Genomic DNA, 14156 nt, shown 5'->3' on the forward strand with positions numbered 1-14156 from the left:
GTCGGTTCGACGGCGTGTCGGAAAAGCGCCCCGCGGATTCCAACCGGGCGGGGGCGAGGTGAGGTGAGATGTAGTGAGGGTGACTGTGTGACCGGCGGTTCAGGCCAGCCATTCCTCGGGCGTGGTGTCGTAGTCGACTTCGTCGGCCGCGATCTGTTCGGCCAGCTCCGGCTCCAGCGCGTGGCGTTCGACCGCCTCGCCGTCGTAGCGGAGCCGGATCGGCACCTCCTCGCCCTCCGGCTCGTGGCCTCGCCGGCGCGCGATCTCCACCTCGTGGTCGTCGTACTCGGTGACGATCGTCGCGAGGTTCACCGGCCGCCCCCACAGGTCGAACACGCGTTCGAGCGTCTGTTTCGCCTGCTCGATGTCGAGCGCGACGCCGTTGTAGCGGTGACCCAGGAGGAGCTCCCCGCGGTTGTCGTAGTTACCGTCGTACACCGCGACCGTCGGCTTCCCGAAGTTCGTGAACCGGAGGAGGAGCTTCCGCTTCACGTCGTCTGGGTCGACGCTGGCGACGCGGTACCCCTCGGCGGCCTCGGAGTACTCGTAGGTGAAGTAGTTCCCCTCGACGACGAACTCCTCGGTGAGGAACTCGTCGATGAACGTCACGTCGTTGTGGCTCTCGCGCACCTCGCGCATGCGCTCCCAGCCGGCGCCGTAGTCCACGTCCGCCAGCGCCGACGCCACGTCCGGGTACACCTCGTCGTCGAACATGTACCGCCCGATTCGCTCCAGCTCCGAGCGGCCGATCCGTTCGAGGAAGCCGCGGTTGGCCGGCTTCGACAGCGAGAAGTGCCGCTCGCACAGCCCCTCGTAGGTGAGGACGGCCCACGGGTACGCGTCCGCGTCGAGCTCGCCCTCTTTGGCCGCCGCGAGCGCGTCGGCGTCGACGCGGGGATCCTCGGGATCCAGTTCGTCGAGCGTGTCGGCCGTGACGCCCGCGATCTCCGGGTCGGGCTCCAGAAGGTCGGCGACCTGCTCGAAGTCGATCACGTCGTGGAAGGTGCGCCACGTGACCCCCTCGACGCGCAGCAGCTTGTCGACGACCTCGCGGCGGTTCGCGCCGTTCTCGACGTACCGCCAGATCTCGAAGCCGAGCTTGTAGGGGTTCAGCCCGGGCGAGCCGAGCACCCGCGCCATGTGGTCGGCGTAGGTGACGAACTCGTCGTCGCCGGCGAAGCGCTCGTCGCCCATCATCAGCGACTCCCAGTAGCTGGCCCACCCCTCGTTCATGACCTTCGTGAGCCGCTGTGGCGCGAAGTAGTACGCCTCCCGGCGCAGGATCTCGATCACCTCGTCCATCCACGGCTCGCGTTCGACGGCTTTCCCCTCCTCCTCGTCGTACCGCTTGCCGTGCTCGCGGAGGTACGAGAGCACGTCCGGGCGGGGCTCGGGCAGGCGGTCGCGGTCGCGCTGGGCGTCCACCCAGTCCTGGTCGAACACCTGATCGCGCACGTCCGCCGACAGGCCGAGCCGGTCGAGCCGCTCCTCGATGTCGGCCAGATCCTCCTCCAGCTCCTCGTCCCCGCCGCGCTCGGCAGCGAGCGCGCGGTGCTGATCGATGGTGTCCTCGACACACAACACGGCGTCGATGAGGCGCTCGACGTCCTCGCGGTCGATCTCGGGGTCGTCGACGTGGTCGGCGACGGTCTCCGCGTGGCGCTCCAGCATCGCGGCGGCGTCGGGGTCCTCGCGCTCGCCCGCGAAGCGGCCGAACCACTCGTTGTTGCGGAAGAAGTCCGCGTGCGCCTCGACGTGGGTGATCACCGCCTTCTGGTCGGCGGGCGCGTTCGACTCCTGCAGGAACGCGTGACAGGGGTTGTCGTTGTTGACGATCTCGAACGCCTTCCCCATGCCGAAGGTGTCCTGCTTGCGCTGGCGGTCGTACTTCATCCCCCACCGCCAGTGCGGGTACCGCGTCTGGAACCCGTCGTAGGCGATGAGCTCGTTCATCTCGTCGTGGGTCACGACCCAGTAGTTCACCGGGTACGGCCGGAGGCCCAGCTTCCGGGCGAGTTCCCTCGCCCGCTCGGCCGGCTCCTCCAGCTCGGCGGCGACGCGTCGGGTCGCGACTCTGTCGTCGTGGATCATCTCAGGTGTCCTCCGTTCCGTCCTCCGTCGAGAGGATCGTCCGGATCGCCTCGGGCACGTCGTCGCTCCCGGCGACGCGGGCGACGGCGACGTTGTCGCGGTCGGCCAGTTCCCGTTCGATCTCCTCGGCGTGGGTGGCGTTGATCGTGTTGCCGCCGGGCTGGGTCTCCACGTACGCGTGGAGGTTCGCGTCGATCTCGCGCATCAGCGGCACGACGTTCTCGACGGTGTCGTTGCTGGAGTTCTCGGAGTCGCCGGCGGCGAACACGTAGCGGTTCCACTCGCTCCAGGGGTACTCCTCGAGGATCTCGGCGGCCAGCTCGTAGGCGCTGGAGATGCGGGTCCCACCGCCCGAGCGGATGCCGAAGAACTCCCCGCGCTCGACCTCCCACGCGTCGGCGTCGTGGGCGACGTAGCGGAACTCCGCCTCGTCGTACTTGCCGGTGAGATACCAGTCAAGCGGCGTGAACGTGCGCTCGACGAGCTCGCGTTTCGTCTCGCGCATCGACCCGCTCACGTCGCGGATGTTGACGACGACGACGTTCTTCTGCTTCTTCTCGATCACCTCGGGCTGGCGGTAGCGCTCGTCCTCGCGGCGGAACGGCACGTCCCGCAGTCCGTCGCGCCGGATGCGCTCGATGACCGGGTCGCGCTCGACGCGCGCTGTGAAGTCGTCGAAGTCGGCGTACTCGTCCAGCGAGACGCCCGCCGCCTCGAGGTCGCTCACCGCCTCGCGGATCCACGCCAGCGAGACGAGCACGTTCCCCTCGCGGCAGAACTCGAAGACGTCGCGGGCGTCGGCGCCGGCGACCCGGCACGCCTCCTGGACGTACGACTCGTCGAAGTCGGTGGCGAGCTTCCGCTTGAGCCCGCGCTTGAACAGCTGCTCGAAATCGAGCGTGGAGTTGGGTCCCGCGCGCGTCAGCTCGGTGAAGTCGCCCTCCACCTCCTCGACGACGCGTTTGCCCTTCGGCTCCAGGTCGAGCCCGAGCTCCTCGTCGAGCTCGCGGGCGAACTCCTCGGGGTCCATCTCGTAGTAGCCGTGCTCGCCGCCCTCCTCGCCGGGCTCGCCCTCCTCGTCGCCGTCGCCGTCGGCGTCCCCGGGGTCGCCGGGCACGTCGACGGGCTGGCCCGGCTCGGGCGTGTCGCCGTCGCCCTGGCCGACGCCGCCCATGTCGCGGCGGTCGTACTCGAAGCCCGGGAGGTCGACGAGCTTCACCGGGATCCGAACCCGGTCGCGCGAGGAGCCCGAGAGGTCGCCCTCGCGGATGAACTCCTCGAGGTCGGGCCGGCGCTCGTCGCCGATCTCCCGGAACCGTTCGAGGTCCTCCCTCAGTCCCATCGTCCCTTCACCTCGCGCATCACGCGCCTGCTTGCCAGCTCGGCGGACGCCTCGCTGTACCCCTGTTCGGTCGTCATGTGTTCGATCGCCGCCCGCTTCACCCGGGCGGTCTCGGTGTTCGCCGGCGGATCCTCCCACTGTGCGGGGTCGAAGTCGTCGTAGATGCGGCGGACGTCCTCCCACGAGTGCGCCTCCAGCACGGCGCGGATCACCGGGACCGTCGAGAGGTCCACGTCCTCGACGGCGAACTCGTCGTCGCGGTGCTCCCACGCGTAGCGGTTCAGCGCCGTGATCACCGTCTCCCTGCGGAACTCCTCGACGGCGTCGCTCGGTTCGTTGCCGGCGTACTCGTCCTCGTCGAACCGACCCAAGTGCTCGGTTTCGAACACATTCATCAGCAGCGGGTCGGGGTCGACCGGGCCGCGGTCGGTCTCGACCTGTTCGTCGGCGTCCCAGGCGAACACGTGCTCGACGTACTCGGCGACCGTCTCCTCGGGGACGCCCTTGTCCGAGAGTACCGCGTCGAGCACGTCCGCCTCCTGGAGCTCGAAGGCGTGATCCTTCACGGTCGCCAGCCGGCTCTCGTACTCGGCGATCTCCGCGCGCGAGAACACCGGCGCCGACGACAGCCCTTCGGCCATCGCGTTGAGCACGTCCTCGGGGGTGAGCACGTCCTCGACGGGAAGCTCGGGGTGCGCGCGGTCGGTCTCGCCGTGGAGCAGGTCCGCGATCGTGTCGCGGGTGTACGTCACGGGGATGCCGTGGGCGCCGTCCTCGCCGTCGAAGTCGAACTCGTCGGCGTCGATCCGCTCCTCGCCGTCGGCGATCGTCCCCGTGTCGAACAGCAGCGCCTTGTCGAGCAGGCCGATCGAGGCGGGGAGGTCCTCCCCGTCGAGCCGGCTGACGACGGCGTACGTCGCCGCCGCCTCCAGCGCGTGGGGCGCCAACTCGCGCTCGCGGAGTTGGCCGCGGTCGTCGCGCATCCGCACCGACAGCGGCGCGGCCATCCGCTCGCGCAACCGCTCGTGTTCGGTCTCGGGGTCCGCCGCGTCGATGTCGGCCGCCCAGACGGTCGTCTCGTCGGTCAACTCGCGGTGGATCAGCTCCGTCTCCAGCGAGACGCTCGTGAGATAGCGGAACTCGTGGCGGTCGAGGCGACGCTTGAGCGCCTTCAGCGGGTCGCGGTCGTTGCGGTCGGCGAACTGCTCCAGCTCGGCGTCCAGATCGGGGTTCGAGATGACGACCAGCTGGGTGTCGAGGTCCATCCCGATGCTCTTGTCGAGCTTCACCCGCTTCTCGTCGGGGACGTTGAGCAGCTTGCGCAGCAGGTCTGCGTGCTGGCTGGCGTCCTCGACGACGGTGAGCAGGCCGTTGCCCTGCGAGAGCACGCCGTCGTAGCTGAACGCGCGGGCGTCCTTGCGGCCGCGGGCGCCCAGCTCGCGGAGCATCCCGGGCATCCACGAGCCGACGAGTCGCTCCTTCGGGCTGCCGTCGTCCTCGGCGTGGAGGACGCCGACGCCGCGGCCCACGTCGACGACGTAGTTCTTCACCCGGAGGTGGCGGCGATCGGTCGCCGCCGAGAACAGGTCCCGGCGGCCCTCCCGCCGGTACCGTTCCTCGAGGATGTCGAACGCCTCGCGGCTGAACGGATCGAGGTCCGACTCCGCCCGGATCGGGACGTGGTCGTCGTGGGCCTCGTTGAGCGCCGCCACGAGGTCGTCGCGGACCTCCTCGGGGAACACCGACAGCGGATTCGCCTGCACGGGCGACTCGTACCAGTCGTCCTCTGCGTCGTCGCCGGCGGCGTAGCTCAGCCCGCGCTCTTCCTCGCGGGCGGCGATGTTCCACTCGATCGTGTACCGCCGGCCCTCCTCGGTCCGCGAGTACGCTCGCAGGCCGTTGATCAGACAGCGCTTCAGCTCGGACTTCCCGGTCGCGGTCGGCCCGTCGAACCAGTGGATCTTCTCGTCTTTCCCGCGGCCGGCCGCGACCGTGCGGAGGTCGTCGACGAAGGCGTTGAGCACGCCCGTGTTGCCGAGGACGGCGTGCTCGCCGTCGTTCGCCGGGTCGTCGAAGAAGCGGTAGCGCTCGCGCTCGACGCCCTCCTCGACGACGGTTCGCGTGCCCATCGACTCGATCGCCGACAGGAGGTACTTGGCGGCGTGGCTGACGGCGTCGGGGCGCTCGAACGCGAGGTCGACGAACTCCGCGAGCGAACGCGGCGGCTCGTAGGCGCCCTCCAGCGCCTCGTCGGCGCGCGCGAGGTAATCGGTCATGCTCACTCCTCGAGTTCGCTCTTGGCGACCTCCGCGCCGGCGAACTCCAGTACCTCGCGGGCGCCCTCGGCGGAGTACCCCTGCTCCGTCAGGGCGTCGACCCACGCGGCGCGCTCGTCGTCGTCGAGTTCTCCGGCCGACACCAGCGCGGAGAAGTTGATGTTGTGTTTCTTGTCCTCCCAGAGCTTGCGCTCGAGGGCGCGCCGGAGGCGGTCGTTCTCCTGGGGATCGAAGCTCGACCCCTCGCGGGCGCGGCGGCTCACCCAGTTGGCGACCTCCTGGCGGAAGTCGTCCTTGCGGTCGCCGGGCACCTCCAGCTTCTCCTCGACCGACCGGAGGAACGTCTCGTCGGGCTCCTGCTCGCGCCCGGTGAGGTCGTCCTCGACGGTGGTGTCGTCGATGTACGCCATCACGTGGTCCATGTACTTCTCGCCCTGGCGGCGGATCTCGTCGACGTCGTACGCCAGCGCGTGGCGCACGTCCTCGATGGCGCGCTCCTTGTACTCCTCGCGGACGAGTTCGAGGTAGCGGTGATAGGTGTCGAGGTTCTCCTCGGGGATCGACCCGTGGTTCTCGAGGTTCGTCTCGAAGTGTTTGAACACCGCCAGCGGCGAGAGGTAGCCGCGGTCCCTGTGGCGGGAGTCCATGATCGCCTCGGCGATCTCGTCGCCGATGAACCGGGCGGAGACGCCCTCCATTCCCTCGGCGATGTCGGCGGCGCGGTCGCCGTTCTCCCTGAGCTTGCGCTCGTCGATCTCGTCGGTCTCGTCGATCTCGCCGTTGTACGCCTTCGCCTTCTGGACCAGCGAGACGGACTCGTCGGTCGGCTCCTCGATCCGGGTGAGCACGCCGAAGAGGCCGGCCATCTCCATGGCGTGGGGCTCGATGTGAATGTCGGGCACGTCGGCGTTGCGGAGCATCTTCCGGTAGATCTCCGCCTCCTCGTCGTACTCCAGGACGTACGGGTAGTCGATCCGCTTCGTGCGGTCGTTGAACGCCTCCATCTTCTCGTCGCCCTTCTTGTCGCGGTACTCGGGCATGTTCGTCCGGCCGACGATCACCTGGTCGATGTCGATCCGCGGGTTGTTTCGCGGCTTGATCGTCTGCTCCTGGCTGGCGTGCAGGAAGTCGTAGAGGAACTCCCGCTGGAGCTTCAACAGCTCCTCGCCCGAGAAGATGCCGCGGTTGGCGTTACAGAATGCCCCCGCGTAGTCGAACGCTCGCGGGTCGTTCTCGCCGTACACCGCGAGCTTCGAGTAGTTCACGTCGCCGGTGAGCTCCGTCTCGTCCTGGTTCTTCTTGTCCTTGGGTTCGAACGTCTCGATGCAGCGGCGCTGGTTCTCGTCGGCGACGAGCCGCACCACCTCGACGTGGTTCTCCAGCACCGCCTGCAGGTCGTCCTCGTAATGGGCGAGCAACTCGTCCATGTAGAAGCCAGACGCGGGGTCGAGGCTCTGCTCGTTGCGGACGGTGTAGGGCGCGTCGAGGTTCCCGTTCAGCTCCGCGATCACCTCGTCGCGCTGTTCCTGCGGAAGCAAGACGAGGGGCTCCTGGTTCATCGCCGAGCGAACGGTGTCGTCGGCGGGGTCCTGGTCCTCGATGACCGAACAGAGGTCGGTCCACCTGAAGGTGTACATCCGGCCCTCGTCGCTGCGGGTGTAGTCCTCGAAGTACCGCCGGACGAGCCAGTCGAAGTGGCTCTTGCCCGAGCCGACCGGGCCCAACAGCAGCTTGATGCGCTTCTCGGGGCCGAGCCCCCGCGCGCCGGATTTCACCTTGTTGACGAACTCGTGGATCGACTCGTGGACCTCCCGGCCGTAGAAGGCGTTCTCGCCGTCGTGAAGCGGGTCCTCCGAGGCGAGGAGGTACTCCACGACGCCCGCGTCCTCGTCGTAGCGCGTGCCGTAGTGGTCGAACATGTCGGCGACGCGCTGGTGGGTGTTGCGTGCGACTCTGGGGTCGGCCGTGACCTCCCGGAGATACCATTCGAACGGCTTCGCCTCCCGGAGGTCCTCCGGGACCGATCGCTTGTACTCCCGGCTGAGCTCCTCGAGTGTGTGCGTGCTCGATACCTCCCCTGACGCGCGGTCGTTCGCGTTGTCGGTCTGTTCACTCATTGTTAGCCACGTGTGCGGGGACGACCGCGACGGTCCCGCTCCGCAGGCACCCGGTGTCGACGCCGACGCCCGCTCCGTCGGCTGACCCCGATCCGAGCGCCGCCGGACCGTCGTGTCCGCTCGTGCCACACGACCGCGCGGGGATCCGGCGTGGGCGGCGTCTCCAACAGAACTCGTCGTGAGGGCGGCCGGTGGGGGTCGTTGCCTCCGTCCCGTGGTCGGACCGAGACTATATGTTGTGGTGGGTGTTAACACACATAAGCCTGTCGGCAAACGGGGCCGGTACCGTCGCGCCCTCGATCGGTTGTGCGATCGACGCATGTGCCGAATACCACCGAGAGGGCCCCGTTCATCGTATTTACCGGACGACACCGTCGTCGCGGACACGCGAGCGTGGCGCCTAAGCCGCCGGGCGGGCAAGAGCCGCCATGACCGACGACGGCGACGGGCGGCCCCCGGTCGACGGACCCGGGATCGGCGACGAGAGCGGGGAGGCGACCGAGGGCAGCGCGCTCGATGGCGACGGGCTCGACACGGGCGCGCGCGACGCCGACGCGTTCGATCTGGACGCCCTCGACCCCGACGAGCTCGCCGACGGCTGGCGGCTGTGGAACGAGGAGCCGAACGGCCGCGCGATCGTGGTGTTCCGCCCCGACGTGTTCGACGCCGATCGGTTCCCCGCGCCGTGTCTCCCCACGGTGTATCTCACGAACGGCTCCCGCCGCGCGCGACCGGGGTCGGGCCAGCGGACCACCGACGAGTGGCACGTCATCCTCTTCCTTGAGCCCGAAGTCGAGGTCGAGTCGACGACGTTCGACGACCGGACGGCCGCGCTCGACGGCGTTCGCGACGTGACCGAGCGGTTCGTCGCCGGCGACATCGACCACCGCGGCGCCTACCAGGTCCCGCGGGAGGCGTACCTCGACGCGCTCGACGACCTGCTCGGCGAGGAGTGACGCGGCGCCGGGTCGCCGCCGGCGGCGACGCCCTGTCGGAACCGCGGGGGACGACGACCCGGAGCCCCTCGGCGACGCCGTTATCTGCGGCGCGCGGGATGATCGAGACATGTCCACCGTCACGCTCATCGGCACGCGACTCGCGTCCGAGGGCACCGAGTTCGTTTACCGAGGGGAGTCGAGCGCCTGCGAGGGCTGTCCCTACCGCGGGCAGTGTCTCAACCTCGTCGAGGGGCGACGCTACCGGGTGACCGGCGTCCGCGACGGGACGCAGGCGCTCGACTGCGCCGTCCACGCCGACGCGAGCGTCCGCGCCGTCGAGGTCGAACCCGCCGAGATCACCGCGAACGTCGCCTCGCGCGGCGCGTACGCCGGGTCGCGGGCGTCGCTGGAGGGGCCGTGTCCGCACGTCGACTGCCCGAGCCACGAGCTGTGCGAGCCACTGGGAGCCGATTTCGACGAGGAATATCGTATCGCGGAGGTACAGGGCGACCCGCCCCACGAGGTGTGCCACCTCGACCGCGACCTGACGACGGTGACGTTCGAGACGACAGACGGGGGATAGCAGGGTCCCGTCGCGATGCGTCGTCCGGCCGCGGTCCTCGCGTGTCTGTGTCTCGTGCTCGCCGGGTGCGGCGCGACGGGGTCGCCCGGGGGCGACGCGCGGACCGTCGCTCCCGCGCTCGCGGGGACCCCGACCCCCACCGCGACCCCGGAGACGCCGGTCCGGCCGCCCGGCGTGAACGCCAGTGCATCCGGAATCGACCGCCGCGCCCTGGTGGCGGCCCACGAGGAGGCGCTCGACGGCCGGTCGGTGACGGTTCGGACGAGCCGCCGCGTCGTCGCGGACGACGGGACCGTGATCCTCGACGGGTTCCGGCGCTCCCGGACGGACGGGCTCGCACAGTTCTTCAGCCGACGGATCACCGAAACGCCGTACCGGCGGGCGGACGGTCGGACGTTCAACGTCTCCTACTGGCGCAACGACACCGTCACCGTCCGTCGGTGGCCCGACGGGAACCGGTCGGTGACGCTCGACACCGACTTCCCGACCCGGCAGTTGTTCGACCGGACGGGCGCCGCCGCCGTCGAGACCATCCTTTCCGGATACGAACTCCAGTATGCGGGGACGACGACGCGCGACGGGGAGACGCTCCACGTGCTGACGGAGGCGTCCGCCGAACAGCGGTACCGACCGCTTCGGACGAATGTGTGCCTGCGCGTGCTCGTCACCGGGGAGGGCGTCGTTCGGTCGATCACGGCGACCTACCGGACCGACGAGTACGGGCGGTCGGCGCGTGTGACCGTCGAGTTCCGCGTCACGAACGTCTCGGATACCGAGGTCCCCCGGCCGGAGTGGGTCGACGAAGCGCTCGCCGAGGACGGCTGACGGGTGACGGATGAGCCGTGTCCCCGGCCGGTCCGGGCCCCAGATACGCAGGTCGTCCCCGCTCGACGCTACTCGTCGCCCCGGGGCGTTCGGGTGCCGCTGGCGTTGACCGCCGCCAGCTCCTCGCTGTCGAGTTCGCGCATGGGGTCGGGGAGGTGGTCGGCGGCGGCGTCGAGGGCGGCCATCGCCTCGCGGACGGCGTCCGACTGCGGCCCCTCGCCGAGGTTGAGCTGCCGGAGGTACCCCCGAGCGAGGGCGGTGTAGACGCCGGCCTCCGCGAGATACGAGCAGCCGAGCATGTTCGCCCAGACGTGGCCCGGGCGGTTCACGGTCCGGTGGAACGCGTACGACCCGCCCAGCTCGCCCTCGATCGCCGCGACCGCGAGCGTCGACAGCCGCGACTTCGCCTCGACCCACGTGTCGAGGGAGCCGCCCCAGTAGCCGCGGAGCCGCTCGGCGTCGTACGCGAGGTCGACGTCGTAGGCGTCGTCGGGGACCGCCCGCGCCGAAAGCGCGTCGCCGGCGTCGGCGCCGGCGACCGCCGGGTCGACCCCCTCCTCGACGCCGCAGACGACCCGCAGGGTCGGCACCTCATAGCGGCCGGCGGCGTCCCAGAAGGAGTGAAACCACAGCGCCACCGCCCCCTCCGCCGCGGCCTCCCGCATCGCCGGCGCGACCGTCCGCGTGAGCACGCGGTGTTTGCCCGCCAGCGCGCCGTCGGAGTCGGCCGCGAGCTCGCGCCAGCGCACCGCGACCGCGAGGTAGTCCATACCGCGTGATCCGCGGTCCCGTCGGATAAACACCGATGGATGCGCGGACGACACCGGACGGGAACCGACACCCCGCCGCGGCGTCTCTCGGGTGTCCGTGCGTTCACGAGTCCAGACGGCTGCCGGCGACGATCCTCGTTCGTCCGAGGGCGGGAATGGAAGGGGCCGCGGGGGTGCGCGAAGGCGCGGACGGACAAGCACCGGAGCGAACGGAGTGAGCGAGGAGCGCAGCCGCCGCACCGAGCGCACCCCTGCGGGGGCTTCCGCGGTCGTCGGAACGCAGTCCGCGAGGACCTGAGACGGGGAACGACGGTTCGAGCCCGGGACAACCCACGGGGCCGACGGGGTTCGCACCGACACCGTTTTTCCCGAGCACCCGCCCACTCCGGTAGTGAACGTTCGCGGTCCCCTCCTGGAGGTCGGCGAGATCCGGCAGGTGAGCACGAAGTACGGCGAGCGCGACCTCGCGGAGTTGACGGTCCGACCGGATGGGGGTGCCGCGGACCCCGTCACCGTCACCCTCTGGGGAAAGTGGACCCACACCGCCGAGCACGCCGAGCCGGGGATGGAGCTGCTCGTCACGGACGCCGAAGTCGACGATTACGGCGACCGCGAGGGGTACACCACCTCCGCGGACTCGTACGTCGTCCTCGAACCGGACTTCCTCGTCGACGTGACCGACATCCGCTCGTGGGTGCAGTGCCCGCGGATGTACTACCTGAACAAGCTCTCGGGCATCCCGCTGAACTACCCGGTCGTCAAGGGGACGGTCGTCCACGAGGTGTTCGGCGACCTGCTTCGCGGGGTCGAGTTGGAGGAGTCCATCGACGACCGCGTCGCGGAGGCCGGGCTCGAACTCGGCCTGCTCGGGATGGAGCGCGAGGAGGTCGCCGACGAGGTGCGCCGCAACGCCGCGGCGATCGAGGGATGGCTGAATCAGGGGACGCTCGCGACCGACGGCGACGCCTCCGCGGGCGCAGAGGGCGAAACCACGGTCGTCGGCAGCGACGCGTCCACTGAAGCCTGCGACGACGCATCGACGAACACCGCCGCCGACGAAAACGCCTCCCGCTCGGAGTGGGACGGCGGCCCCGACGAGTCGGAGTGGCGCTCGGAGTACACGCTCATCTCGCCGACCTTCGGCGTGAAGGGGCGCGCAGACGCGCTCCGCCGCGGGCAACCCGTCGAGCTCAAGACGGGCAAGAACACGAACCGCGAGCCGCGGTTCCAGGACAAGATCCAGGCGGCCTGCTACGCGCTCCTGTTGCGCGAGCGCGGCATCGACGCCGACACCGGCACCCTGCTGTATACCAAGAACACCGCCCTGGAGCGCGGCGAGGAGTCGGGCGACCTCTCGCCGGCCAAGGAATTCTCCGTCGGGAAGGGGCTGCTCGATTTCGTCGTCCGCCAGCGCAACGAGATAGCCGCGACTGAGTTCGACATGAGCGTCCCGACGGGCTACGAGGCCGACGCGAAATGCGAGTACTGTTTCGAGCAGGACACCTGCATGGTCGTCTCGGGCCGCCTCGATCAGGAGTCGAAGGCCGGGCAGATCGGGACGGCACTCTCCGAGGAGGAGCGCGAGTACTTCGATGAGACCTATCGCGCGCTGGAGGAGGAACGCCGCGAGACACACGCCGAGTACCGGAAACTGTGGGAGCAGACCGCCGAGGAGCGCGCGGCCGACGACCGCGCGCTGATCGACCTGGAGCCGGTCAGGGAGGAGCCGCTCGGCGACGGCCGGTGGGGACTCACCGCCCGCAAGGAGTCCGACGCCGTCTCGAAGCTCCGCGAGGGCGACGTGGCGCTCGCCTCGGACGGCGATCCCGCGTCGGGCCACTCCGAGTTGGGCCGGATCCAGAAGCTGGGCGAGGAGGTCGTCGTCGAGACGGACGAGCCCGTGAAGCTGTGCCGTCTCGACGTGTACCCCTCGGAACTGTCCGTCTCGCGGATGCACACCGCCGTCCACGACTTCGTACTCAAGGGCGACCCCGACCGAAAGGACGTGCTGTTCGGCCGCCGGGAGCCCGCCTTCGGCACGCGTGACGACGACGCGACGCCGTTCATCGACAACAACGAGGCGCAGAACGCCGCCGTCGAGCGGGCGGTCACCGCCGAGGACTTCGCGCTCGTCCACGGTCCGCCGGGGACGGGCAAGACGTACACCATCGCCCGCATCGTCCGCGCGCTCGTCGAGCGCGGCGACAGGGTCCTCCTGTCGGCGTTCACGAACCGCGCGGTCGACAACGCCGTCGAGGCGCTGCGGGCGCAGGGCTTCACCGATGTCCTCCGCGTCGGGACGGAGACGGGCGTCCGCGGCGACATGCAGGACATCCGTCTCGTCACGCGCGGGGAACCGAACGACCGCGCGGCGAAGCTGAACTCGGCGCCCGTCGTCGCCGCCACCACCTCCTCCTGTGGGTCGCGGACGATGCGCGAGCAGGAGTTCGACGTGGCGCTCGTCGACGAGGCCTCCCAGCTTACCGAGCCGGGGACCCTCGCAGCCATCAACCTCGCCGACCGGTTCGTGCTCGTCGGCGACCACGAGCAGCTTCCGCCCGTCGTGCGCGCCGAGAACCGCCTGCGCGAGTCGCTGTTCCAGCGCCTCATCGAGGAACACCCCGACGCGGGCGTCATGCTCGACCGCCAGTACCGCATGAGCCAGCGCATTCAGGCGTTCTCCTCGCGGGAGTTCTACGACGGGAAGCTCCGTCCCGCGACACCCGAGGTGGCCGGGCAGACCCTCGCGGATCTCGGCGTCGACACCGCGGACCTCCCGCCGGAACTCCGGGATCCCGTCTCGTTCGTCGACCCCGACGGCGCCCGCGAGGGCAACGCCAACCCCGCCGAGGCCGACCGCGTGGCCCAGGTCGTGGAGGCGTACGTCGCCGCCGGCGTCGACCCCGACGACATCGGCGTCATCGCGCCGTTCCGCGCGCAGGTGGCGGAGATCGGTCGCCGGACGGACGTGACCGTCGACACGGTCGACCGCTTCCAGGGGTCGAGCGAGGAGGTGATCGTGGTCTCGTTCGTCGCGACGGGCGACCTCGACGGCCCGATCTTCGAGGACACCCGCCGCGTCAACGTCGCGCTGACGCGGGCGAAGAAGGCGCTGTGTCTCGTCGGGGACGCCGAGGCGCTCGCGTCCGAGCCGTTCTACGCGCGGATGCTCGATTGGGCGCGACGGTAGTCGGTCGGCGACATCGCCTCCGGC

9 protein-coding genes are annotated in these 14156 nt (G+C 69.9%); 4 read left to right on the plus strand and 5 right to left on the minus strand.

Going from position 1 to position 14156, the window contains the following annotated elements:
* Positions 1 to 99: 99 nt before the first annotated feature.
* Genes K6T50_RS02465 through K6T50_RS02480 form a run of 4 tightly spaced genes read right to left on the minus strand, consistent with a single transcriptional unit; the run spans position 100 to position 7826 of the window.
* Positions 100 to 2091, minus strand: coding sequence for a SpoVR family protein (locus tag K6T50_RS02465; RefSeq protein WP_222607847.1), 1992 nt, complete (start codon positions 2089 to 2091; stop codon positions 100 to 102).
* A 1-nt stretch (position 2092) separates the two neighbouring features.
* Positions 2093 to 3433 carry a DUF444 family protein gene (locus tag K6T50_RS02470; protein ID WP_222607848.1) on the minus strand — a complete coding sequence of 447 codons (1341 nt, stop codon included), beginning with the start codon at positions 3431 to 3433 and terminating at the stop codon, positions 2093 to 2095.
* The gene (locus K6T50_RS02475) at positions 3424 to 5709 is read right to left on the minus strand and encodes a PrkA family serine protein kinase (protein WP_222607849.1); all 2286 of its coding nucleotides are present in this window, start codon (positions 5707 to 5709) and stop codon (positions 3424 to 3426) included. The genes K6T50_RS02470 and K6T50_RS02475 overlap by 10 nt, the downstream gene beginning before the upstream one ends.
* 2 nt (positions 5710 to 5711) lie before the next feature.
* Positions 5712 to 7826, minus strand: coding sequence for a PrkA family serine protein kinase (locus tag K6T50_RS02480; protein WP_222607850.1), 2115 nt, complete (start codon positions 7824 to 7826; stop codon positions 5712 to 5714).
* 563 nt (positions 7827 to 8389) lie between these two features.
* Between K6T50_RS02480 and K6T50_RS02485 the strand changes: the two genes are divergently transcribed.
* From K6T50_RS02485 to K6T50_RS02495, 3 genes are all read left to right on the plus strand, one after another.
* Positions 8390 to 8782: a DUF5820 family protein gene (locus K6T50_RS02485; RefSeq protein ID WP_225935394.1), complete on the plus strand. Its 393-nt coding sequence runs from the start codon at positions 8390 to 8392 to the stop codon at positions 8780 to 8782.
* 109 nt (positions 8783 to 8891) lie between these two features.
* Positions 8892 to 9347 (plus strand): UPF0179 family protein, encoded by a 456-nt coding sequence (locus K6T50_RS02490; RefSeq protein WP_222607852.1) that lies wholly within the window; start codon positions 8892 to 8894, stop codon positions 9345 to 9347.
* 15 nt (positions 9348 to 9362) lie between these two features.
* Positions 9363 to 10172, plus strand: a complete 810-nt coding sequence (locus tag K6T50_RS02495) for a DUF7537 family lipoprotein (protein WP_222607853.1) — start codon at positions 9363 to 9365, stop codon at positions 10170 to 10172.
* A gap of 68 nt (positions 10173 to 10240) precedes the next feature.
* Here the strand turns inward: K6T50_RS02495 and K6T50_RS02500 are convergent, their stop codons facing one another.
* On the minus strand, positions 10241 to 10942 hold the full coding sequence (locus K6T50_RS02500; RefSeq protein ID WP_222607854.1) for a hypothetical protein: 702 nt from the start codon (positions 10940 to 10942) through the stop codon (positions 10241 to 10243).
* 391 nt (positions 10943 to 11333) lie between these two features.
* Here K6T50_RS02500 and K6T50_RS02505 point away from each other — a divergent pair, with 391 nt between their 5' ends.
* Entirely contained in the window at positions 11334 to 14132 is a 2799-nt protein-coding gene (locus K6T50_RS02505; RefSeq protein WP_222607855.1) for an AAA domain-containing protein, read from the plus strand.
* The last annotated feature ends 24 nt before the right edge of the window (positions 14133 to 14156 follow it).

This window comes from Halobaculum magnesiiphilum (assembly GCF_019823105.1).
Lineage (GTDB): Archaea > Halobacteriota > Halobacteria > Halobacteriales > Haloferacaceae > Halobaculum > Halobaculum magnesiiphilum.

Coding starts and splice junctions, on each gene's coding strand:
- K6T50_RS02465 (WP_222607847.1), bottom strand. CDS start 2,091: ATGATCCACGACGACAGAGTCGCGACCCGACGCGTCGCCGCCGAGCTG.
- K6T50_RS02470 (WP_222607848.1), bottom strand. CDS start 3,433: ATGGGACTGAGGGAGGACCTCGAACGGTTCCGGGAGATCGGCGACGAG.
- K6T50_RS02475 (WP_222607849.1), bottom strand. CDS start 5,709: ATGACCGATTACCTCGCGCGCGCCGACGAGGCGCTGGAGGGCGCCTAC.
- K6T50_RS02480 (WP_222607850.1), bottom strand. CDS start 7,826: ATGAGTGAACAGACCGACAACGCGAACGACCGCGCGTCAGGGGAGGTA.
- K6T50_RS02490 (WP_222607852.1), top strand. CDS start 8,892: ATGTCCACCGTCACGCTCATCGGCACGCGACTCGCGTCCGAGGGCACC.
- K6T50_RS02495 (WP_222607853.1), top strand. CDS start 9,363: ATGCGTCGTCCGGCCGCGGTCCTCGCGTGTCTGTGTCTCGTGCTCGCC.
- K6T50_RS02500 (WP_222607854.1), bottom strand. CDS start 10,942: ATGGACTACCTCGCGGTCGCGGTGCGCTGGCGCGAGCTCGCGGCCGAC.